This window comes from Mesorhizobium sp. M0518, from assembly GCF_040321125.1.
Lineage (GTDB): Bacteria > Pseudomonadota > Alphaproteobacteria > Rhizobiales > Rhizobiaceae > Mesorhizobium.
On the sequence record NZ_JAMYQY010000004.1, the window covers coordinates 249,517 to 271,296 of the forward strand.

Below are 21,780 nucleotides of genomic sequence, written 5' to 3' on the forward strand. Positions count from 1 at the left end.
TCCGAATGAGTGCGAGTTCGGGAACAATAATGGCAGACAGAACCCAGCTGAGAGTAGCCGACAACAACGACATCGCTGACGATGATCCGTTCGCGGAACTGACCAGGATCATGGGATTCGACCCGCGCCAGCCGGTCAGGCCGCAATCGCCCGCCCAGCCGCAGGCCCCAGCCGCCGATCGCGGGCTCGAAGAGGGCGATTTCGATATCGATCTCGAGAAAGAAATGATGGGCGAGTTCGGCGCTGACGACAGCGACGCCGCTCCGGTTGTCCAGGCTCATGAGCCGACCTTCGAGCATGAGCCGGCATTCCAAGCGGCTGACGCCAGCGCGATGGACGACGAGCTTTCGGTGTCGCTCGACGACGATTTCCAACTGGACATGGCTGAGATCGACGGCCACGTCGCCGGCACCAGCCATGCGGTCGCAGCTGAAGCCGCGCCGTCCGTCGAGCCGGCTTTCGCGTCTGATTTTGACGATGCCGTCGCCGGTTCGCTTGAGGACGTCTCCCCCTTCGAGGACGATCAGTCGATGGCGGACGAGCTTGCCACTTCGCTCGACCAGGACCTCCGGATCGATGAGGAAGCCCAAGAGGCCCAATACGCCGTTGCCGACACGCACGCTTCTGTCGAGCCAGTTGCCTCAGATGACGAATTCGACGATGCGGTGGCAGTCTCGCTTGAAGACGAGCTGGTGCTCGACGACCATTCGGCGGCCGAACAGTCATTCGTGGTCGCCGAGCCCGTCGAGTATCCCATGCCGGAGCAAGCGGCGGCGCGTGACGGCCATGCAATCTCCGATGAAAGCTTTGCCGGCCATTTCGACGACGCCATGGCTGATGTCGACATGGATTTCGACGTTCGCGCGGATGAGCCGAATGCCTTCGACGAGCCGCCAACGCATGATGCGTTTGCCGATGTCGCTGACGCGAAGGGCGAGCTTCCCAGCCCTGAGAGCGTGCCGGACGATGCTTTTGACCTGAATTTGGACGACGCGTTTGCCGAAACGGTCGAAGAGCCGGTCACAGAGGTTGCCGCCGTTGCCGCCCAGCCGGCGGCGCCGGAAGCCTACATCGCAGCCGCGGTGCATGCCCCGACCGCGGACGAACGGAGCCTGGAAGACGAGTTGAATGCGCTGCTGGGTGCCATGACGGCGCGCACAGTGCCGGTGGCCAGTGAGCCCGTCACGGCTCAGCCGGCTGTCGCTGCCCTGCCGCCTGTTGCCGAGCCCGCCGAGGAACCGGCCGACCTTGTCGGCGACCTCGACTGGGATCTTGACGAACCCGCGCCTGAGCAGGACCGGCATGTTGGCACGGCCCAAGCGGCCGATGCGGATATTGACGACCTTATGCTTGATGAACTCCAGGATACGACCTGGAACACGGTTGGCGATGTCGATTTCGACGATGATGCGTTCGACGCGGCTTTGCCCAAGGATCTTGATCCGCGTGACGAAGCCGCTGACCGGGACAATTCGGCGGATTCTCTCGATTGGCTTGCGGAGCGTTCCCAACCGGCAGAGCCGCCGCGTTCGTGGAGCCGCGTGACGCCGGTTCCGCAGCAGCCGTCATTCAGCGCTCAGCCTGCGTTTGGTGCTCAGCCGGCCGCTTCGGTGGCATCCGTGGCCGCCGGGCCGGCAGTCGCCGCCATGACATCCTACCGTTCGTCCGAGCCGGTCGAGGCCGTGGCTCCCGCTGCCCCGGTATCGGCGCCGCAATCGCGCCAGCCGGCGCATTACGAAGACATGCCCGACGTCGAAACGGTCGATGTACCCGAGCGTGTCGTCGCGCTGGCGGACGATCTCGATATTCCCGAACTGCACTTCGAGGAAGACCAGCCAGCGTCGCCTGGCTACGACGATCTCGATGCGGAGTTCTCCAGCCTTCTCTCCGAGATGAACGCGGTGGAGGTCGCTGCCGCTCCCACAGGCAATTTGGCCGGCGCGTCTTACGATGATGACTCCTATGCCGCGGGCTTCAAGCCGGGCTATGACAGCCTCAAGCCGGCATATGACGGGGTCAAGCCGGGCTATGATGGGATCAAGCCGGGCTATGAGCCGGAAGCGCGGACCTATGCCGCGCGGCCGATGGACATGTCCGCCCGCGCGGCGGCGCCCACGGGTTATGCCGACGCCTCTGGTTTCGACCTTGACAGTCTGCCAGGGAGCCAGCCGGTTTCGCAAGCCGATGATTTCACCGTCGATGAACTCGACTACGATCCCGAACTCGACGAGGCTATGGCTGTCCCGGGGCTCGGCGAGCGTGAGGCCGCGAGGCCGTCGCGCGGACGCGGCCTGTTCATCGCCGCGATTGTCGGCGCGGTCGCCGTCGCGGGCGGTCTCGGTGCCTTTGCGCTGTCCTTTGGCGGCAAGGGCGGCAGCGAAGCGCCTGTCATCGTCAAGGCCGACAACGCGCCGATCAAGGTTAAGCCGGAGAATCCGGGCGGCGCCGTGGTGCCCAACCAGGACAACAAGGTCTACGACGCGGTCAGGGGCGCAAAGCCAGCCGAGCCGGTCCAGGAAAAGCTGGTCACCAACGTCGAAGAGCCGGTTGACGTGCAGGCGAAGGACCCGGCCCGCGCCATCGATCTTTCGCCGGACCAGAATGCAGCCGCCGCTGGAACCGATGTCGGCAATGCCGCGCCGATGTCCGGCGCCGCTTCGGCCGACAACGCTTCTGCCGATAGCACTGCGCCGGCGCCCAAGTCCGAGGATCGCATCGCGCAGGTGCTGCAGGATGCCGACAAGGGCACCAATGCCGATGTCGTCGCCGTTGCGCCGCGCAAGGTGAGGACCATGGTGGTCAAGTCGGACGGTTCGCTGGTGCCGCGTGAAGATCCGGCAGCGCCCGCCGCTCCGCAAATGGCCGCTACCGAGCCGGTCGATCCGGCGCCGCAGCATGTCGCCCCGGCGGCGCAAGCCGATGCGGACCAGACCGGCACCGTGGCGCCTGCCGCCGCCCAGGCGGACGACGAGCCGGCCCTCAAGCCGGTCGCCAAGCCGAAAGCCGAGGCCCAATCGGCGAACACGCCGGCAAAGGTTCCGCTCGCGCCGCAGCGTCCGTCCGACCAGCCGGTCGATGTTGTCGGCGAGGTCAAGCCCGATCAGGTTGCGTCCATAGATCCGGCATCGACCGCGGCCGGCGGTGGCTCGTGGTCGATGCAGATCGCCTCGCAGCCGACCGTCGAAAGCGCCCAGTCCAGCTATCAGGATCTGCAGCGCCGCTATGGCAGCGTGCTTGCCGGGCGTACCGCCAACATCGTCAAGGCCGAGATCGCCGGCAAAGGCACGTTCTACCGCGTGCGCGTTCCGGCCCAGTCACGCAATGACGCGATCAATTTGTGCACCAGTTACAAGGCCGCCGGCGGCAACTGCTTCGTCTCGCGCTAAAGCCGGAGCCAACCATCAAAAGCCGGCGCGGTCCACCGCGCCGGCTTTTTCATGGGGAAAGCAGATCCGGCATTGTCCCGGATGAATCCCTGGCGATTCCCTTTGATCGCGCAAAGCCCTAAACTGCCGACATGACCGAATCAAAATCCATGATCCTCGGCTGTGCCGGGAAATCGCTTACCCGCGAAGAAATCAATTTCTATCGCAATGAATGCCCGTGGGCCTTCATCCTGTTTGCGCGCAACATTGGCGAGACCGAACAGATCCGCGATCTGGTCGCCGAGATGCGGGACTGCATAGGGCGTCCGGACGCGCTGGTGTTCATCGATCAGGAAGGCGGCCGTGTGCAGCGCTTGCGACCGCCGCTGGCACCGAACTATCCCGCCGGCGGCGCGCTCGGCGCGCTGTGGCGCGACGATCATGATGCCGGCGCCCGAGCGGCCTGGCTGATGGCGCGGCTGCATGCCTTCGACCTGCTGCGCTACGGCATCACAGCCGATTGCCTGCCGGTGCTCGATGTGCCGATCGAAGGCGCCAGCGATGTCATCGGCGCGCGGGCCTATGGCAAGGATCCGCGACCGGTGATCGAGCTCGGCCGCGCAGCCGCGGAAGGGCTGATGTCGGGCGGCGTGCTGCCGGTCATGAAGCATATTCCGGGTCATGGACGTGCCTTTGCCGACACGCATTTCGAACTGCCGGTGGTCAATGCCTCGCTCAGCGATCTGCAGCGGCATGATTTCGCCCCGTTCAAGGAGCTTAGCCATCTGCCGATGGCGATGACAGCTCATGTCGTCTACAGCGCGATCGACCCCAACAATCCGGCGACCACCTCCGGCAAGGTCATCGACGAGATCATCCGGCGCGAAATCGGCTTCGACGGACTGCTGATGAGCGACGACACCTCGATGAAGGCACTTTCTGGGGATTTCCCGACAAAGGCGGCCTCGATCCTTGCAGCGGGCTGCGATCTGGTCCTTCACTGCAATGGCGTTTTTGAGGAGATGGCCGGCATCGCATCGCGGACCACGGGGCTTGAGGGCACGTCGCTGGAGCGCGCAAAGCGGGCGCTGACCTATATAAAGAACCGTGACACGGTTGAAGAAACCGAAATACGTGCCGAATTCGCCACCTACTTCGATGCGATGGCATAGCAAAGGGAAAGCGACAGGCAGTGGCGGAAACATTGGAAAGCAAGGCCGCGAAGGCCGCACCGATGGACCGTCTGTGGGCCGAGAATGACGATTCACGCGTTACCGGCGACCCGTCGCTGGTTGTCGACGTGGCCGGCTTCGAAGGTCCGCTTGATCTTCTGCTGCATCTGGCCCGCACCCAGAAGGTCGATCTGGCGCGCATTTCGATCCTGGCGCTGGTCGAGCAATATCTGACCTTTGTCGAGACGGCGAGGGCGCTCAGGCTGGAGCTTGCCGCCGACTATCTGGTGATGGCGGCGTGGCTGGCCTTCCTCAAGTCCAAGCTCCTGATCCCCAAGCAGCCCGGCGACGAGGGCGAAAGCGGCGAGGAACTGGCGGCGGTGCTGCAGTTCCGTCTGAAGCGGCTGGAAGCCATGCGCGACGCCTCGGCGCGCCTGGTCAACCGCAACCGGCTCGGCCGCGATGTGTTCGCGCGCGGCATGCCGGAAATGGTCATCGTCGAAAAGCGTAACGCATATTCGGCCTCGCTCTACGATCTCTTGACCGCCTATGCCCAGCAGCGCCAGAAGCAGGCGATCAACAATGTGACGATCGCCAGGCGCGGTGTCTGGTCGCTCAAGGACGCGCGCGACATCCTGACCCGCCTGGTCGGGGCCGTGAGCGACTGGACGACGATGGAAAGTTTTCTCATCGCGTACATGACCAGCCCCGAGGAGCGGCGCACGGCGATCGCCAGTTCCTTCGCGGCAACACTGGAACTGGTGCGCGACGGCACGATGGAGGTGCGGCAGGACGAAGTGTTCGCGCCGATCTACCTGCGCGGCCGCACGCAGGCAATCAAGGCAGTCGAGGTGGCATCATGAGCGAACGCGCCAACGCTTCGGTTGTCCCGTTCAAGGTCGGCGATGAACCCGAAGAGGAGTCGCTTTCCCAGGATCCGGCCGAGCAGCAGCTACAGAACCCGGCCGAACGGCTGCATCTGGCCGAGGCCGTGCGCATGGCCGAGGCGATCGTGTTCGCCAGCGCTGAACCCGTCAGCGAAAAGCAGCTTGCGGCCCGCCTCCCTGACGGCATCAACATTGCCCTGGCCATGGCCGAGCTGCAGCAGATCTATGCGCGGCGCGGCGTCAATCTGGTGCGTGTCGGCGACGCTTGGGCGTTCCGCACCGCCGGCGACCTGGCCTTCCTGATGAGCCGCGATACCGTCCAGCAAAGGAAGCTCTCCCGCGCGGCTCTCGAAGTGCTGGCGATCATTGCCTATCACCAGCCGGTGACGCGTGCCGAGATCGAGGACATCAGGGGCGTGGAGACCTCAAAAGGTACGCTCGACACGCTGCTGGAAACGGAATGGGTGCGCATGCGCGGCCGGCGAAAGACGCCCGGACGCCCTGTGACCTACGGCACGACGGAGACCTTCCTCGACCATTTCGCGCTGGAAGAGATTCGCGATCTTCCCGGCATGGAGGAACTGAAGGGGGCCGGACTGCTTTCGGGCCGCATGCCGTCGAATTTCTCCATTCCGCAGCCGCCGGCCGATCCCGACGCATTGACCGACGACGAGGATGCGCTGACCGATATCGATCTCGAGGAACTCGGCCTGCTGACGCCGCGCGTCACGGAAGATTGACTGGCATTGGCGGCGAACTTGATGAGGATGCGCGGATTCGTAGCGGGCGTTCCCGTCGAAAATGCGTGACATCCGTCACCCTTTCATAAACTCTGTCGCAGTTGTGTTTGAATCCCAACGCGAAAACGCATAGATCATCGCCAGGGAAAACATTCGAGAGAGATTTGCTATGGGTTCATTTTCGATTTGGCATTGGCTGATCGTGCTGGTGATCGTGCTTTTGGTGTTCGGCCGCGGCAAGATTCCCGAGCTGATGGGCGATATGGCCAAGGGCATCAAGAGCTTCAAGAAGGGCATGGCCGACGACGAGGTTGCCGAAGACAAGCGCACCGTCGAACACCGTGCCGACGAGACCGTTGCGGCCGCGAAGGAAAAAGCCAGCAAGAGCTGAGCCCAAGGTTCTAGTCGGAACAGAGTGCCATGTTTGAAGTCGGCTGGACCGAAATGCTGGTCATCGCGATCGTCATGATCGTGGTCGTCGGACCCAAGGATTTGCCCAATATGCTGCGCACCTTCGGCCGCACGACGGCGAAGCTGCGCGCCATGGCGTCCGATTTCCAGAAACAGTTCAACGAGGCGCTGAAGGAAGCCGAGCTCGACGACGTCAAGAAGTCAGTCGACGAGCTCAGGGGCCTCAGCCCGATGGCCGAGATCAGGAAGCAGCTCAATCCGTTCGAACAGGCCGCGGCCGACGTTCGCTCCGGCGTCGATGCGGCAATGAAGCCGAAGCCGGCAGCCGGTCCGGCAAGCTCTGTCGCTTCGACCCCGCAGGCGGCCGAGCCGTTGAAGAACGGTGCAACGACCATGCCTGGCGTCAACGGGCCGGAAGCAGCGCCAGCAGCGCCGATTTTTCCGGCGATGACCGACGAATCGGTGGTGACCTCGTCAGCGCCGGCGGAACCCGTTGCGGCACCGAAGGCATCCGCGGCGAAGAAACTAACCAAGCCTGCATCGGCAAAAGCGACGCCGGCTGCAAAAGCTTCGGCAAATGGTACAAAGGTAGCCGCGAAGGCAGCGTCTGCGTCCAAGACGCCGGCGAAGGCCGTGACGACGGCACAGCCTGAAACGCTCAGGGCCAAGACGCCCGCTGCGGCCAACGCTGTCGCGGCCAAGACTGTAGCGACCAAGACGGGGGCGAAAGCCGAACCGAAGCTTGCAGCGGTGAAGAAGCCGGTGGCCAAGAAGACGGCTGGAGCCGCCAAGTGAGCGTTTCGGACACCGAAAAGGACGATATCGAGAAATCGTCGGCGCCGCTGATGGAGCATCTGATCGAGTTGCGCCGGCGGCTGATCTGGTCGCTGGGCGGCTTCTTCGTTGCCTTCCTGGTCTGTTTCTTCTTCGCCAAGAAACTGTTCAACCTCCTGGTCGTGCCGTTCAAATGGGCGACGCAATGGGCAGGGCTCGATCCGCACAAGGTCGAGCTGATCTACACGGCGCCGCAGGAATTCTTCTTCACTCAGGTCAAGCTCGCCATGTTCGGCGGCATGGTGATCGCCTTTCCGCTGATCGCCACGCAGATCTACAAGTTCATCGCGCCCGGCCTGTACAAGAACGAGCGGAATGCCTTCCTGCCGTTCCTGATCGCGTCGCCGATCCTGTTCCTGATGGGTGCGTCGCTGGTCTATTTCTTCTTCACGCCGATGGTGATGTGGTTCTTCCTCGCCATGCAGCAGGCCGGCACCGACGATCAGGTGCAGATTTCGTTGCTGCCGAAAGTGTCGGAATATCTCAGCCTGATCATGACGCTGATCTTTTCCTTCGGCCTGGTGTTCCAGCTGCCGGTGGTGACCAGCCTGATGACACGGGTCGGCATGCTGTCGTCCAAGGGACTGGCCGAGAAGCGCAAATGGGCGATCGTCATTGCCTTCGTCGTCGCGGCGATACTGACGCCGCCCGATCCGATGAGTCAGATCGGCCTGGCCATCCCGACCATCCTTCTCTACGAGGTGTCCATCTGGGCTGCCCGGCTGATCGAGCGCGATCGGGAAAAGCAGCGCGTGGCACGCGAGAAGCAGGATGCGGCGGACGAGGTGGCGGACAAAGCACCGGACGAGCCCCCGGCACCTGCCTCCTCATAGGCAACAGAGCGGCTGCAGCGGCGGAAAAACATAGTCGTCGCCCCGCCCATCTTGCATCGATCTCGGATGCGGTTTACGCCCTCTGGCTGAAACGCATCGCGCTCAAAGCGATGCGTTTCAGTTTTGTTTTGAGCATATCGTTGTCCCAAAATCGCTGTGCACTTTTGGGCGACATGCTACCCAGGAGCGTTCAAACCATGCTTGACATCAAATGGATTCGCGACAACCCGAAGGCCCTTGTCGAGGCGCTGGTGAAGCGCTCGTGGTCGGCTGACGAGGCGCAGTCCATGGTCGACGGGCTGATCGCCTCGGACGAGGCGCGGCGCGAGCACGTTACCGAACTGCAGACCAAGCAGGAGCGCCGCAATGCCGCGTCGAAGGAGATCGGTAACGCCATGCGTTCGGGCGATGCCGCCTTGGCCGAAAAGCTGAAAGCCGAAGTCGGCGAGATCAAGGTCTTCATCCAGAACGGCGAGGCGCGTGAACGCGAACTCGACAAGGCGCTGAACGACGCGCTGGCAGTGCTTCCCAACGTGCCGCTCGACGATGTGCCAGTCGGCAAGGATGAGCACGACAATGTGGTCAAGCACATCGTCGGCAAGGTGCCGACGCGGCCGAACTGGGTGAAGGAGCATTTCGAGATCGGCGAAGCGCTCGGCATGATGGATTTCGAGCGCGCGGCAAAGCTGTCGGGCTCGCGCTTTACGGTGCTGAAAAGCGGACTGGCCCGGATGGAACGTGCGCTCGGCCAGTTCATGCTGGACCTGCATACGACCGAACACGGCTACGAGGAAGTCATCCCGCCGTTGATGGTCAAGGACGATGTTCTGTTCGGCACCAACCAATTGCCGAAGTTCGAGGAAGATCTGTTCTTCACGCCGCACGGGGAGGGCAGGCTTGGCTTGATTCCCACCGCCGAGGTCCCACTCACCAACCTTGTGCGCGAAGAAATCACCGCGCATGAAAAACTGCCGCTGCGCTATACCGCGCTGACGCCGTGCTTCCGCTCGGAAGCGGGTTCGGCCGGGCGCGACACGCGCGGCATGCTGCGCCAGCACCAGTTCTACAAGGTCGAGCTGGTGTCGATTACCGACCAGGAATCGTCACTCGCCGAGCATGAGCGGATGACGCAATGCGCCGAGGAAGTGCTGAAGCGGCTCGGCCTGCCGTTCCGCACCATGACGCTGTGCACCGGCGACATGGGCTTTGGCGCGCGCAAGACCTACGACATCGAGGTCTGGCTGCCCGGCCAGAACGCCTATCGCGAGATCTCGTCCTGCTCGGTGTGCGGCGATTTCCAGGCGCGCCGCATGGACGCCCGCTACAAGGACAGGGACGGCAAGGGCAACCGCTTCGTCCACACGCTCAACGGCTCGGGCACAGCCGTTGGCCGCGCGCTCATCGCTGTCATCGAAAACTACCAGAATGAAGATGGCAGCGTAACCATTCCTGAAGTGCTGCGGCCTTACATGGGCGGTCTGGAAAAGATCGAAGCGAAATAATGCGTATCCTCCTGACCAACGACGACGGCATTCATGCCGAGGGCCTGGCGTCGCTCGAACGCGTCGCACGTACGTTGTCCGACGATGTCTGGGTGGTGGCGCCCGAGCAGGACCAGTCCGGCTACGCGCATTCGCTGTCGATCTCGGAGCCGCTGCGGCTGCGCAAGATCGGCGAGAAGCATTTTGCCGTGCGCGGCACGCCGACGGATTGCGTCATCATGGGCGTCAAGAAAATTCTGCCTGGCGCACCCGACCTGATCCTGTCCGGCATCAATTCGGGCGCCAACATCGCCGATGACGTCACCTATTCGGGCACCGTCGCCGGCGCCATGGAAGGCGCGCTGCTCGGTATCCGCTCGATCGCGCTCAGCCAGGGCTACAGCTATGTCGGCGAAGATCGCGTCGTGCCCTACGAGACGACAGAAGTGCTGGCGCCGGCGCTGCTGAAGAAACTTGTCGCGACGCCGTTGCCGGACGGCGTGCTGCTCAACGTCAATTTTCCCAACTGCACGCCCGAAGAGGTCGCGGGCACGGTGGTCACCACGCAAGGCAAGCTCGTGCACTCCCTGTGGGTCGACGAGCGCCGCGACGGGCGCGGCCTGCCTTACTACTGGCTGCGCTTCGGCGGCGAGCCGGTCGAGGGCAAGCAAGGCACCGATCTCTACGCGTTGCGCAACAGGCTGGTGTCGGTGACGCCGCTGCAGCTCGACCTGACCGCGCATGAAATCCGTGACCAATTGAGCAAGGCGCTTGCATGAACCAAGGCCTCCCGATCGATGACCGCGAAGGTTTTGCTGCCTTTCTGCTGCGCCTGCGCGGCCGGGGGACTGTGCCGAAGGCGCTGATCGCGGCCTTCGAGGCGACGCCGCGGCGCGGCTTCCTGGCGGCCCAGTTCCATCAGATCGCCTGGTCGGACCGTATGCTGCCGATCGAATGCGGCGAGGCGATCGAAGGTGCCGACATGCAGGCGGCGGTGATCGCGGCGCTCGCTATCGAGCAGGGCAACCGCGTGCTCGAGATCGGCACCGGCTCGGGCTACACTTCGGCGGTGATGTCGCGGCTGGCGGCGCGGGTCATCACCACCGATCGCTACAAGACGCTCGCCGAGCAGGCGCGGCAGCGCTTCGAGGCGCTCGGCATCGGCAATGTGATCGTGCGCCACGCCGATGGTTCCGGCGGGCTGCCGAATGAAGGGCCATTTGACCGTATCGTCGCCTGGGCTGCCTTCGACAGCCTGCCGCGCTTCCTGCTCGACCAGTTGTCGAGCGGCGGTATCGTCATCGCTCCGATCGGCCCCGAAGAGGGCGAACAGGTGCTGGCCAAGCTGACCAAGGTCGGCAGCCGCTTCGAGCGTGAAGACATCGGCCTCGTTCGCCTGCAGCCGATCCTGCGCGGTGTCGCCGCTGTCATCTAGCGCGTATGTCGATGTTCAGGCCGCGCCGCGTCGGGTGCGCGCGCCGTCTTCGACCCCGGCCGGCATGACCTGAAAATCTCCCCTGGGCTCGCTCTCTAATATTTTAAGAAAAATTGCGTCGGATTCCATGGGGTTAACCGTCGAGTAACATTAACGCGCTTTAATCATGCCTAGTTTGTACCGGGTATGTGCGGGTTAGTGCGATGCAACTCAGTGTTTTGAAGACAAACGGTCGCAATCTGGCGCGAGGCTGCGCCATACTGATGGTCGCGGGTGCTGCTGCGGGGTGCAGTTCCCAGGTTTCGCGGTTCAATGGCGTCGACGATGTCTTTACATCCTCGACCAACAATCAGCGCGCCATCATCAACAAGCGGGATGCCGTACAGCAGCCCTATCCGGGCGATGTCGCGGCCGCTCCACTCGATGGCAGCCATACACAGTCGGTCAGCCGCTCCAGCCTCGAGCCGGTCTCGACGCGGCCGCTGCCGCCGCCCGCTGCCCAGGCTCCCGAAGTGGCGCCGGTATCGAAGCCGGTGCGCACCGCATTGGCCCCGGCACCGCATGTCGACAGGACCACGACCGGCACCGTCGCCCCAGTGGCGTCGCCTTTCAAGGTTTCGCAACCTGACGAACCCCGCGTGGCTGCTTCCGGCACTCCGCATGCAACCGAGATCGTCGTCAGGGACGGCGAAACGATCGGCGGCCTTGCGCAGCGCTACAAGGTGCCGTCCGACGTGATCATGAAGGTCAACGGGCTGAGCGCGACCAAGGGGCTGAAGACAGGCCAGAAGCTGGTCATCCCGGCCTACGCCTATTCGAGCAAGAGCGAGCCGAAGCTCGCGGATGCCAAGCCGGCGAAAGACACCAAGCACAACCTGCCGGCCACCGCGCCCGACAAGGTCGCCGTCCTGCCGCAGCAGCCGAAACTCAAGGAAGGCAAATCCGCCGCTCAGGTCGACACGCCGGCCGCAGCAAGCCAGCCCAAGGCACCCAAGCCGCAGGTGGCCAAGGCGACTGGCGCTGCTGGCACCTACACGGTGCAGTCGGGCGACACGCTTTCCTCGATTGCCAGGAAGACCGGCGTCGGCGCCACTGCGCTGAAGCAGGCCAACGGCATGAAGGATGGCTTGCTCAAGATCGGCCAGACGCTGAAGGTGCCGGCCGGTGGAACCGCGACCGCCGCCGCTGCCAAGCCGGCCAAGGTCGATCCGGTGACGACGGCCACGACGCAGCCCGCGGCAAAGACCACGCCGTCGGAAACGCTGGCGTCCTACACGCCGCCGAAAAAGGATTCCAAGGTCATCCAGCAGGCCGAGGCCGACGATGCCGTCGCGCCAGACGCCACCGGCATAGGCAAGATGCGTTGGCCGGTGCGCGGCCGCGTGATTTCCGGTTTCGGCTCCGGCAAAGACGGCGTTGACATCGCCGTACCCTCAGGCACACCGGTCAAGGCAGCCGAAAACGGTGTCGTCATCTATGCCGGCGACGGCCTCAAGGAATTCGGTAACACGGTGCTGGTGCGCCACGAGAATGGCCTGGTCACCGTCTACGGCCACGCCAGCTCGATCGAGGTCCAGCGCGGCCAGAAGGTCAAGCGCGGCCAGGAAATCGCGCTGTCGGGCATGAGCGGCACGACGGACTCGCCGAAGCTGCACTTCGAAGTGCGCAAGAACTCCGCCCCGGTCGATCCGTCCGGCTATCTCGAATAGTCGAGGCTATCTCGAATAGAAGAAAAAAAGCAATTTTGCGGGCCGTCTGACCTCCAGTCCGGCCCGCCGGCTCAGCCCGTTCCGAAAGGAGCGGGCTTTTTCAGCTTCAACGCGACGCGCCAGTCTTCAAGCTTCAAAGATGATCACGCAGGGTGTCGGCGATCATGACGCCAAGGCTGCTGGCCTTGATGCCGAGAAGCGTCTCCGCGTCGGAGGAATCGACCAGCAAGGGATTGTCGAAGAGGTAGCTCATTTCGATGAGCTCATGCATGCCCGATGCCTCCATTTCGGGGATGGAATAGGAACGTGTCTCTGGAATTTCACGGTGAAGCATTGCCGCCGTCGTTAGGATGAGTTCCCGGGGTGAGGCGTGTTGCGATGGAACATGGAATGCTCGTCCCCATTCGCCCGTGTAGCGGGAAGCGGCGACCAGTGTCCTGGCCACGTCCTTCGTGAAGGACCAGGCATGAGTCGCGTCGAGGTTTCCAATGAAAGCAGTCGGCCTCCCCTCGATTATGGAGGGCAGCGCGACCAGTGAGAAAGAGCTGATCGCGCCATGTCCAAGATAATCGCTGGACCGCACTTCGACTGCCGGCACGTCCGCACGGACCGCGCGCTGCCACATGATCGTCCGGGCGGTTCCTTTCTTCGAAGTCGGATCCAGAGACAGGTCGGAGTGAAGCGGACTATCGGCATGTTCGCCATAGCCATAGAGGTTTCCGAGTATCACAAGCTTCGCGCCGACCGCTTCCGCGGCCCGCACGGTGCCGTCGATGATTGGGAAAAAGTCGGTCGGCCACCGGTGATAGGCGGCCATGGCACACATGAAAACGGCGTCGGCGTTTCGGCAGATACGCGCCAGTTCAACGCCATCGGTGGCATCGGCCTGCACCGCCCGGACGTTCCGCAACCCGTTTGAGCCGACACTCCGGCTCGTGAGAACGACATCATGTCCTTCTTCTCCCAGAAGGCGCGCGGTCTCGTGCCCGACCGGGCCTGCTCCGACAACTACATAAAAACCCATGGCAACCTCTCGTCCAAACTCTATGGAGAGGCGTAGGTACATGTCCCCGGCATTGAAAATCGCGCGGAAATTGCCAATTCTTGGACAGGTTTTGCCATGAAGTGAGAAAGCATGCATTCGCAGTCTGTTCCGGCTCGATTTCCGCCCGACGTCACAATGGCCTTCTGGCATATTGAAGCGGGCGTCCATCGTCTCTCCAAAGCGGCCCATCATCGCATCATGGTGCATGCAAGCGCGGCGACGCGTTCCTACTGCAATGAGGTTGGTCGATATTTCGTGAGGCGCGCCGGCGATATTGACCTGGTGCCCGCTGGCCAAGAGGGCGGTTTCGAGACTGAAACCCCGTTCGACACGATCGAGATCGCGTTACAACCAGCCCTGATGGAAAGGGTGGCGGCTGAGCTTGGCGGCAAGGCGCGCGCATTGCCGCTCGACACACGTCACCTGCTTCGTGATCAGCGCATCCAACATCTCGCCCGAGCACTCGAGAGCGATGTCAACGCAAACTCACCGAGTGGACCTTTGTTTGCCGACAGCATTGGCGCAGCTCTTGCGGTGAGGCTGCTCGGTCTTGACAATCTCGATGTCGACCGAAGAAACCGGTTGTCAGATGCCCAGCTCAAGCGTGTGTTGGAGCATATTGAGGCTGGCCTGCACGAGCCCCTTTCGATCCTCCGACTGAGCCGAGTTGCCGGGGCGAGCAGCTCGCACTTGCGGGCTTGGTTCAAGGCGGCGACAGGCTTCACCCTGCACCGGTACGTGTTGCGACGCCGGGTCGAACGCGCACGCGTCCTGCTCCGGCGCGGGGATCTCAGCACAAGCGAGGTTGCGGAATTGACGGGCTTTGCGCACCAGTCACACCTGGCGCATTGGATGCGTCGTGAGATCGGCCAAACGCCGCGTGACTTGCGGCGGTCGCAGCCCAAATGATCTTGTCATTGGATGGCGTTGGCGACGCCACCCAACGTATCAGTCCCTCAGTGGCTTGCCGAGCCGGCCAGCCAGGTCCTGGGTGAACTGCCAGGCGACGCGACCTGAGCGGCTGCCGCGGGTGGTCGCCCATTCCAGTGCTTCGGCGCGCAGTTGCTCGGGATCCACGACAAGGCCATGGTGCCTGACATAGCCGTCGATCATGTCGAGATACTCGTCCTGCGAACATTTGTGGAAGCCGAGCCACAGCCCGAACCGGTCGGACAGCGACACTTTTTCCTCGACCGCCTCGGACGGGTTGATGGCGGTCGAGCGCTCGTTGTCGATCATGTCGCGGGGCAAAAGATGCCGGCGGTTCGAGGTGGCATAGAAGATGACATTGGCGGGGCGGCCCTCGACGCCGCCTTCGAGCGCTGCCTTGAGCGATTTGTAGGAGGTGTCGTCATGGTCGAAGGAGAGGTCGTCGCAAAACAGGATGAAGCGGAAGGGCGCCGCCTTGAGCAATCCCATCAGCTTCGGCAGCGTGTCGATGTCCTCGCGGTGGATTTCGATCAGCTTCAACGGCAGGTCGGACTTGGTCCTGGCGTTGATCTGGGCATGCACGGCCTTGACCAGCGACGATTTGCCCATGCCGCGCGCGCCCCACAACAATACGTTGTTGGCCGGATAGCCGCCAGCGAAGCGTTCGGTGTTGTCGACAAGGATGTCGCGGACGCGGTCGACGCCACGGATCAGGCCGATGTCGACGCGGTTAACCCTGCGCACCGGTTCCAGATAGCCCGGATCGGCCTGCCAGACGAAGCAATCGGCCGCGCCGATGTCGGTTTGGGGTACCGGCGGCGGGGCAAGACGGCTCACCGCCTCGATCAGCCGGTCGAGTTTCTGGTTCAGGGCTTCAATGCTGCTGTCGGTCATGGCTGTCTTTTGTTTCGCGTTTTGACGTGTGGGGGCGTGAAGCTGGCCGATTCCGTCTGATACAAAACCGGCTGCAACCTTTTGTTCGAGCGTGATCTTTTCCAAAAACTGGCTCGCGCTTTTCGCGATCCTGCTCTAACACGGCTCAACAGGCCGGAAAAGCAGCCGATTTGGGCGGCCGCGCAGTTGCATTGACAACTTTACCGACTATATTCCGGCCAAATTTCAAGGGGCCGCCAGATTGGCGGCTGTTTTCAAAATTCAGGAGTACCTCGATGTTCGTGACACCGGCATACGCCCAAGGCGTCGGCGCTTCTCCAGACATGTTCATCAGCATTTTGCCGTTTGTCCTGATTTTCGTGATCATGTATTTTCTGATCATCAGGCCGCAGCGCACGCAGCTGAAGAAGCGCGGCGAGATGCTGGCCGCGGTCCGTCGCGGCGACACGGTCGTCACCGGCGGCGGCTTCGTCGGCAAGGTGACCAAGGTGATCGACGACAACGAGCTCGAGATCGACCTCGGCGGTGGCATGAAGGTGACGGCGCTGCGTTCCACGATCGCCGATGTGCGCGTCAAGGGCGAGCCGGTCGCCAACCAGAACGCCAAGAAATAACCGAATTGTCGGCGGAGGGATCCGCCAGCATGCCTGACGGAGGACGCCATTTGCCGCCTTCTTCGCGCTTCAGGATAGTTCTGATCTGTGTGGCTGCGGTCATTACAGCAGTGCTTGATGTGTCCATCCTTTTCGCGGCAAGTCCGCTCGCGAAGCAGCCTTATTGGGCACCAAAAATCCAGACGGCGATTGGCCTCGATCAAAAGGGCATTTCGCGCTTCGTATTCGGCCTGGATCTGGACGAATTGATCAAAGGCAGGCTGGAGACGACCCAAGACGAAATCCGCTCACTGCTGCGTTCCGCTCACATCGGCTATACCGGTCTGGCTGTATCGGGTCGCGCGGTTCAGGTACACATTTCGGATGCCGCTCAGCTTGTTTTGGCCAAAGTAACGCTAAAGACACTGACCGATCCGTCTGCCGATGATGACGCAGTCCAGGAGCTGGTGCTGGATGAGTCCGGACCAGTCTTGCTCAAATTCGTCATCACGGGCGCCGGCATCAAATACCTAACGTCCGCGGCTTTGAAGCAGTCAGTGGAGGTCATCAAGCATCGCATCCATGACTTCAGGAGGGTTGAATCGGGCATTTCGGAGCCGATCGTGCGGCAGCAAGGCGATGATCGGATTATGGTCCAAGTGTCGGGCCTCAAGGATTCGCATAGGCTAAGTAATATCCTTGTTCGTGCCGCCAAGCTGACTGTCCAGATGATTGATGGATCGATGCCGGTGAAAGACGCGCTTAATGGGCCGCTGCCCAATTCGTCCAGCATGCTTTATTCACACGACGATCCGCCGGTCCCCTACCTGATCGAGAACCGTGTCATCGTTTCGGATGACAACCTGATCAATGCGAAGCCGGCCTACAGCCCGCAAAGTAACAAGCCGATTGTCCTGTTTCGGGTCGATTCAAAAGGAACCGCACGGCTAAGCCGGGAGACCTCGCAGAATGTCGGCAGTTCGTTTGCAGTCGTGCTGGACGGTCGGGTGGTTTCAGTACCGGTAATCCGCGAGCCCATCCTTGACGGCATCGGCCAGATATCGGGCAATTTCACTGTCGAGGACGCTAACGATCTCGCCGTGCTATTACGCAATGGCCGCTTACCCGCACGATTGACAATAGTTGAAGAAAGTCCGATGGCAGCACCAAAGTGACCGCCTTGTGCTCGACAACCACAGATGCGCGGATGAATGGTGAGCCGGTGGCGAACCAGAATGCCAAGAAATAACCGAATTTTAGGCGGAGCGATCCGCGGACACGCTCTGACGGACGACGCCATATGCTGTATTTTTCGCGCTTCAAGATGATCCTGATCTGGGTGGCCGTGGCCATCACGGTGATCCTCGCCGCGCCCAATCTCATCCCCGCAAGCACTTTGGCCAAGCTTCCCGACTGGGTGCCGAAGCGGCAGATGACGCTCGGCCTCGATCTGCAGGGCGGCTCGCACATCCTGCTGGAGATGAATCAGAACGATCTGATCAAGGACCGGTTGGAGACGACGCGCGACGAAATCCGCACGCTGCTGCGTGACGCCAAGATCGGCTACACCGGCCTCGCCGGCACCGGACGTGTCTTGCAGGTCCGTATCACCGATCCCGCCCAGATCGATGCCGCCAAGACGGCGCTGAAGACGCTGACCGATCCGGTCGCTGCCGGCCTGTTCACCGGCGGCTCCATCCAGGAAATGACGCTCGATGATTCCGAGCCCGGCCTGCTCAAGTTCAACGTCACCGACGCCGGCATCAAATATCGCACATCGACGGCGCTGACGCAGTCGATCGAGGTGGTCGAGCGCCGCGTCAACGAACTCGGCACGACCGAACCTATCGTGCAGCGACAGGGCGACGACCGTATCCTTGTCCAGGTGCCGGGTCTTCAGGACCCGCAAAGGCTGAAGGAAATCCTCGGCCAGACCGCCAAGCTGACCTTCCAGATGGTCGACCAGTCGATGCCGGTGCAGGATGCCCTCAACGGCCGTCCGCCAGCCGGCTCGTCGGTGCTGTACTCGCAGGACGATCCGCCGGTTCCGTATCTGATCGAAAATCGCGTCATCGTCTCGGGCGAAAACCTCGTTGACGCACAGGCGACATACAATTCGCAGAACAACGAGCCGGTGGTGTCGTTCCGCTTTGATTCGAAAGGGGCGGCGCGCTTCGGCCAGGCCACTGCGCAGAATGTCGGCAAGCTGTTCGCCATCATCCTCGACAACCAGGTGATTTCGGCGCCGCAGATCCGCGAGCCGATCCTCGGCGGCACCGGCCAGATATCCGGCAACTTCACCGCCCAGAGCGCCAACGACCTTGCGGTGCTGCTGCGCGCCGGTGCGTTGCCCGCAACGCTTACGGTCATCGAAGAACGCACGGTGGGTCCGGGCCTTGGCCAGGATTCGATCCATGCCGGCAAGGTCGCCGGCATCATCGGTTCTATCCTCGTCGTCGCCTTCATGTTCGTCGCCTACGGCTTCCTCGGCTTCCTGGCCAACATCGCGCTGGCGGTGCACGTGGCGATGATCGTCGGCGTGCTCTCGTTGCTTGGCGCGACGCTGACCTTGCCTGGTATCGCCGGTATCGTGCTGACCATCGGCATGGCGGTCGATTCCAACGTGCTGATCTACGAACGAATCCGCGAGGAGCGACGCGCCGGCCGCTCCGTGATCCAGGCGATCGATACCGGTTTCACCAAGGCGCTGGCGACCATCGTCGATTCCAACATCACTTCGCTGATCGCCACCGTGGTGCTGTTCTATCTCGGTACCGGGCCGGTGAAGGGCTTTGCCATCACTTATGCCATCGGCATCCTGACGACCGTGTTCACCGCTTTCACCTTCACCCGGCTGCTGGTCTCGATCTGGCTGCGCCGGGCTCGCCCGAAGGAACTGCCGCGCGCGCCGGTGACCTTCGTTCCGCCCGGCACGAAAATTCCGTTCATGGGCATCCGTCGCTGGACGTTCACGCTGTCAAGCGCACTGTCGATCCTCTCGGTGGTGATGTTCATGACCGTCGGCATCAATTACGGCATCGATTTCAAGGGCGGTTCGCTGATCGAGGTACAGGCCAAGAGCGGCAATGCCGACCTCGCCGACCTCCGCTCGCGCCTGACCGAGCTCAACATCGGCGAAGTCCAGGTTCAGCAGTTCGGTACGCCCAACGACGTGTTGATCCGCGTCGGCACGCAGGATGGCGGCGAGAATGCCGAGCAGACCGTCATCGACAAGGTGCGCGGCGAACTGCAGGACAATTATGACTTCCGCCGCGTGGAAGTGGTGGGACCGACAGTCTCCGGAGAACTCGCCAAGCAAGGCACCATCGCCATGCTGATCGCGCTGCTCGGCATCCTGGTCTATGTCTGGTTCCGCTTCGAATGGCAGTTCGCGGTCGGCGCCATCGTGGCGACGGTGCACGATGTGGTCATGACACTTGGCTTCTTCGTCATCACCGGGCTGGAGTTCAACCAGTCGTCACTGGCGGCGATCCTGACCATCATCGGCTATTCGCTGAATGACACGATCGTGGTCTATGACCGTGTTCGCGAGGATCTGCGAAAATACAAGCGGATGCCGCTGCCGCAACTGTTGAACAACGCCATCAACGAGACTCTGTCGAGGACGACACTGACATCGGTGACGACGATCCTGGCGCTGCTGGCGCTGGTGCTGTTCGGCGGCGAGGTGATCCGCTCGTTCACCATGGCCATGCTGTTCGGCGTCGTCTTCGGCACCTATTCCTCGATCTTCATCGCCGCACCGCTGCTGATCCTATTCAAGCTGCGGCCGCAGGCTACGGCCGACGAGGAGAAGCCGGTCAATGGCGGCAAGGCGGTCGCGACCTGACGCGCCGCCCCGAAGGGGTACAACGGTGACCAGCAAAGGCATCGTCATCCGCGAGGCGCATTTTCCGGGCCGCGCGCCGATCGAAGCCTATGGCAATGGCGGGTTCCGCTTTGCCGACATGTCGCATCGCGGTTCGCTCATGTGCCTGCCATCCGGCATCCATGGCTGGGAACCGGCTGATCCCCTGGCGCTGACGGTGGCGGATTTCGACAGGCTGCTGGCTGAGGCCGACAAGGTCGAAATCCTGCTGGTCGGCATGGGCAGGGATCTCAGGCCATTGCCCGCCGCATTGCGGGCCGCGCTGAAGGCCGCCGGCATTGCATCCGACCCGATGTCGACGGGGGCCGCGGTGCGGACCTACAATGTCCTTCTGGCGGAAGAGCGCGCGGTGGCCGCGGCGCTCATTGCCGTCGATTGACATGTCTCGAAGCGCTGAAATCGTCATGGACGCGGTGCGCGTCGCCGACCATGATCGCTATCTGACCGCGCTCTACGCGCCCGACGACAAGCGCGACGCGCTGTTTTCGCTCTACGCCTTCAATGCCGAGATCGCAGGCATCCGCGATCGCATCCATGAAGCGTTGCCGGGCGAGGTGAGGCTGCAATGGTGGCGCGATGTCATTGCCGCCGGCGGCGAGGCCGGCGCCGGCCATCCCACTGCCGAAGCCTTGAACGCCACGATAGCGACGTTCGGCCTCCCGGAGCCGGCCTTCGAGAACATGCTCGATGCGCGCATCTTCGACCTCTACGACGACCCGATGCCGTCGCGCATCGATCTGGAAGGCTATTGCGGCGAGACGGCCGCAGCACTCATCCAGCTTGCGGCGATGGTGCTCGATCCTGTCGAGGCGCCGCGCTTTGCCGATCTGGCGGGCAGGGCAGGCTGTGCGCAGGCGATGACCGGCCTGCTGCTGCTGTTGCCGCTGCATCGCCGGCGCGGACAGTGTTTTGTCCCGGCCGATATCCTTGCAGCGGCCGGCTCTTCGCCGCAGGAGTTCGTTGCCGGTGATGGCGGACCCGGCGCCAAACGCGCGGTGGCGGCGATGATGGCGCTGGCACGGGAACATCTTTCCGCCTTCGAGCGAGGCGCTCCGGCTCTGCCTGTATCGCTGCGTCCGGCATTCCTGCCGCTCGCCCTGTCACGTGCCTATCTCGGCAAGATGGAGAATGGTTCGCCGCTCGAAGGCGTGGCGCGGCTGTCGGCCTTGCGCCGGCATTGGCTGCTGCTGCGTCGCGCGAGCAAGGGCTGGCCTGCGCTTTGACGTAAACGTCAACATGTCCCGACCAGCGCGTCGACGACTGCCGGCGCCTCTGAGGCGGTCTCCCTTGAGAAATGAGCGCAGACATACACCCCATGTGGATGTAACGGGTTCAGCCGGGCTTGGATGTTCCAAGACGGCGCCAGCGAATAGAGCGTCTTCATGAAATCGAGGAGGAACTGTTCCATGTAGGGGCCCTGAAGGCGCTTTACAGCAATAATCCTCTTCAAACTTCTATCGCGGTTCTCATTGTTACCCTCGTTGTCAACCACCCAGCCCTTCCCGCCGTGGGCTGGCCGCTCAATGCTTCAAGCGCCGGTATATGTGTGCCGCGCAACTTCT

Annotated in this window: 19 protein-coding genes; 17 read left to right on the forward strand and 2 right to left on the reverse strand. The window is 62.6% G+C overall.

The genetic code is table 11. The features are described 5' to 3' along the window. The first annotated feature begins 29 nt into the window (after positions 1-29). The 11 genes from NKI66_RS07945 (at position 30) to NKI66_RS07995 (ending at position 12,867) form a co-directional block, all read left to right on the forward strand. Complete coding sequence (locus NKI66_RS07945; RefSeq protein ID WP_352751379.1) at positions 30-3,386, forward strand: SPOR domain-containing protein; 3,357 nt, start codon at positions 30-32, stop codon at positions 3,384-3,386. Positions 3,387-3,517: 131 nt separating this feature from the next. Further along, positions 3,518-4,537, forward strand: a complete 1,020-nt coding sequence (nagZ, locus tag NKI66_RS07950) for a beta-N-acetylhexosaminidase (RefSeq protein ID WP_352751381.1) — start codon at positions 3,518-3,520, stop codon at positions 4,535-4,537. 62 nt (positions 4,538-4,599) lie between these two features. Continuing rightward, entirely contained in the window at positions 4,600-5,400 is an 801-nt protein-coding gene (locus tag NKI66_RS07955; protein WP_023812190.1) for a segregation and condensation protein A, read from the forward strand. Next, the gene (gene scpB / locus NKI66_RS07960) at positions 5,397-6,164 is read left to right on the forward strand and encodes an SMC-Scp complex subunit ScpB (protein WP_023812189.1); all 768 of its coding nucleotides are present in this window, start codon (positions 5,397-5,399) and stop codon (positions 6,162-6,164) included. The genes NKI66_RS07955 and scpB overlap by 4 nt, the downstream gene beginning before the upstream one ends. A 169-nt stretch (positions 6,165-6,333) precedes the next feature. After that, a complete protein-coding gene (locus tag NKI66_RS07965) occupies positions 6,334-6,555 on the forward strand; it encodes a twin-arginine translocase TatA/TatE family subunit (protein WP_023812188.1) in 222 nt (73 codons plus the stop codon). 29 nt (positions 6,556-6,584) lie between these two features. Next, positions 6,585-7,370, forward strand: coding sequence for a Sec-independent protein translocase protein TatB (gene tatB / locus NKI66_RS07970; protein ID WP_023812187.1), 786 nt, complete (start codon positions 6,585-6,587; stop codon positions 7,368-7,370). Then, positions 7,367-8,242, forward strand: coding sequence for a twin-arginine translocase subunit TatC (gene tatC, locus NKI66_RS07975; RefSeq protein WP_352751383.1), 876 nt, complete (start codon positions 7,367-7,369; stop codon positions 8,240-8,242). Before tatB ends, tatC begins: the two co-directional genes overlap by 4 nt. Positions 8,243-8,439: 197 nt before the next feature. Further along, positions 8,440-9,744, forward strand: coding sequence for a serine--tRNA ligase (gene serS / locus NKI66_RS07980; RefSeq protein WP_023812185.1), 1,305 nt, complete (start codon positions 8,440-8,442; stop codon positions 9,742-9,744). Then, the gene (gene surE, locus NKI66_RS07985) at positions 9,744-10,502 is read left to right on the forward strand and encodes a 5'/3'-nucleotidase SurE (RefSeq protein WP_023812184.1); all 759 of its coding nucleotides are present in this window, start codon (positions 9,744-9,746) and stop codon (positions 10,500-10,502) included. Before serS ends, surE begins: the two co-directional genes overlap by 1 nt. Next, a complete protein-coding gene (locus NKI66_RS07990; protein WP_023812183.1) occupies positions 10,499-11,158 on the forward strand; it encodes a protein-L-isoaspartate(D-aspartate) O-methyltransferase in 660 nt (219 codons plus the stop codon). The genes surE and NKI66_RS07990 overlap by 4 nt, the downstream gene beginning before the upstream one ends. Positions 11,159-11,361: 203 nt before the next feature. Next, a complete protein-coding gene (locus NKI66_RS07995; protein ID WP_023812182.1) occupies positions 11,362-12,867 on the forward strand; it encodes a LysM peptidoglycan-binding domain-containing M23 family metallopeptidase in 1,506 nt (501 codons plus the stop codon). Between the two features lie 133 nt (positions 12,868-13,000). Here the strand turns inward: NKI66_RS07995 and NKI66_RS08000 are convergent, their stop codons facing one another. After that, positions 13,001-13,891 (reverse strand): NAD-dependent epimerase/dehydratase family protein, encoded by an 891-nt coding sequence (locus NKI66_RS08000; protein ID WP_023812181.1) that lies wholly within the window; start codon positions 13,889-13,891, stop codon positions 13,001-13,003. Between the two features lie 111 nt (positions 13,892-14,002). Here NKI66_RS08000 and NKI66_RS08005 point away from each other — a divergent pair, with 111 nt between their 5' ends. Beyond that, positions 14,003-14,821, forward strand: coding sequence for an AraC family transcriptional regulator (locus tag NKI66_RS08005; protein ID WP_023812180.1), 819 nt, complete (start codon positions 14,003-14,005; stop codon positions 14,819-14,821). A 39-nt stretch (positions 14,822-14,860) separates the two neighbouring features. Here NKI66_RS08005 and NKI66_RS08010 read toward each other — a convergent pair whose 3' ends face one another. Next, positions 14,861-15,736, reverse strand: a complete 876-nt coding sequence (locus NKI66_RS08010; protein ID WP_023812179.1) for an ATP-binding protein — start codon at positions 15,734-15,736, stop codon at positions 14,861-14,863. A gap of 275 nt (positions 15,737-16,011) precedes the next feature. Between NKI66_RS08010 and yajC the strand changes: the two genes are divergently transcribed. The 5 genes from yajC to NKI66_RS08035 all read left to right on the forward strand — a co-directional run bounded on the left by yajC (position 16,012) and on the right by NKI66_RS08035 (position 21,441). Then, positions 16,012-16,350, forward strand: a complete 339-nt coding sequence (gene yajC, locus NKI66_RS08015) for a preprotein translocase subunit YajC (protein ID WP_023812178.1) — start codon at positions 16,012-16,014, stop codon at positions 16,348-16,350. Positions 16,351-16,379: 29 nt separating this feature from the next. After that, positions 16,380-17,504, forward strand: coding sequence for a SecDF P1 head subdomain-containing protein (locus NKI66_RS08020; RefSeq protein WP_155930585.1), 1,125 nt, complete (start codon positions 16,380-16,382; stop codon positions 17,502-17,504). A gap of 125 nt (positions 17,505-17,629) precedes the next feature. Then, positions 17,630-20,179: a protein translocase subunit SecDF gene (gene secDF, locus NKI66_RS08025; protein ID WP_128304016.1), complete on the forward strand. Its 2,550-nt coding sequence runs from the start codon at positions 17,630-17,632 to the stop codon at positions 20,177-20,179. Then, positions 20,154-20,597, forward strand: a complete 444-nt coding sequence (locus NKI66_RS08030) for an Mth938-like domain-containing protein (protein WP_050592707.1) — start codon at positions 20,154-20,156, stop codon at positions 20,595-20,597. The genes secDF and NKI66_RS08030 overlap by 26 nt, the downstream gene beginning before the upstream one ends. 1 nt (position 20,598) lies before the next feature. Further along, positions 20,599-21,441, forward strand: coding sequence for a phytoene/squalene synthase family protein (locus NKI66_RS08035; RefSeq protein WP_352720008.1), 843 nt, complete (start codon positions 20,599-20,601; stop codon positions 21,439-21,441). Positions 21,442-21,780 lie beyond the last annotated feature (339 nt).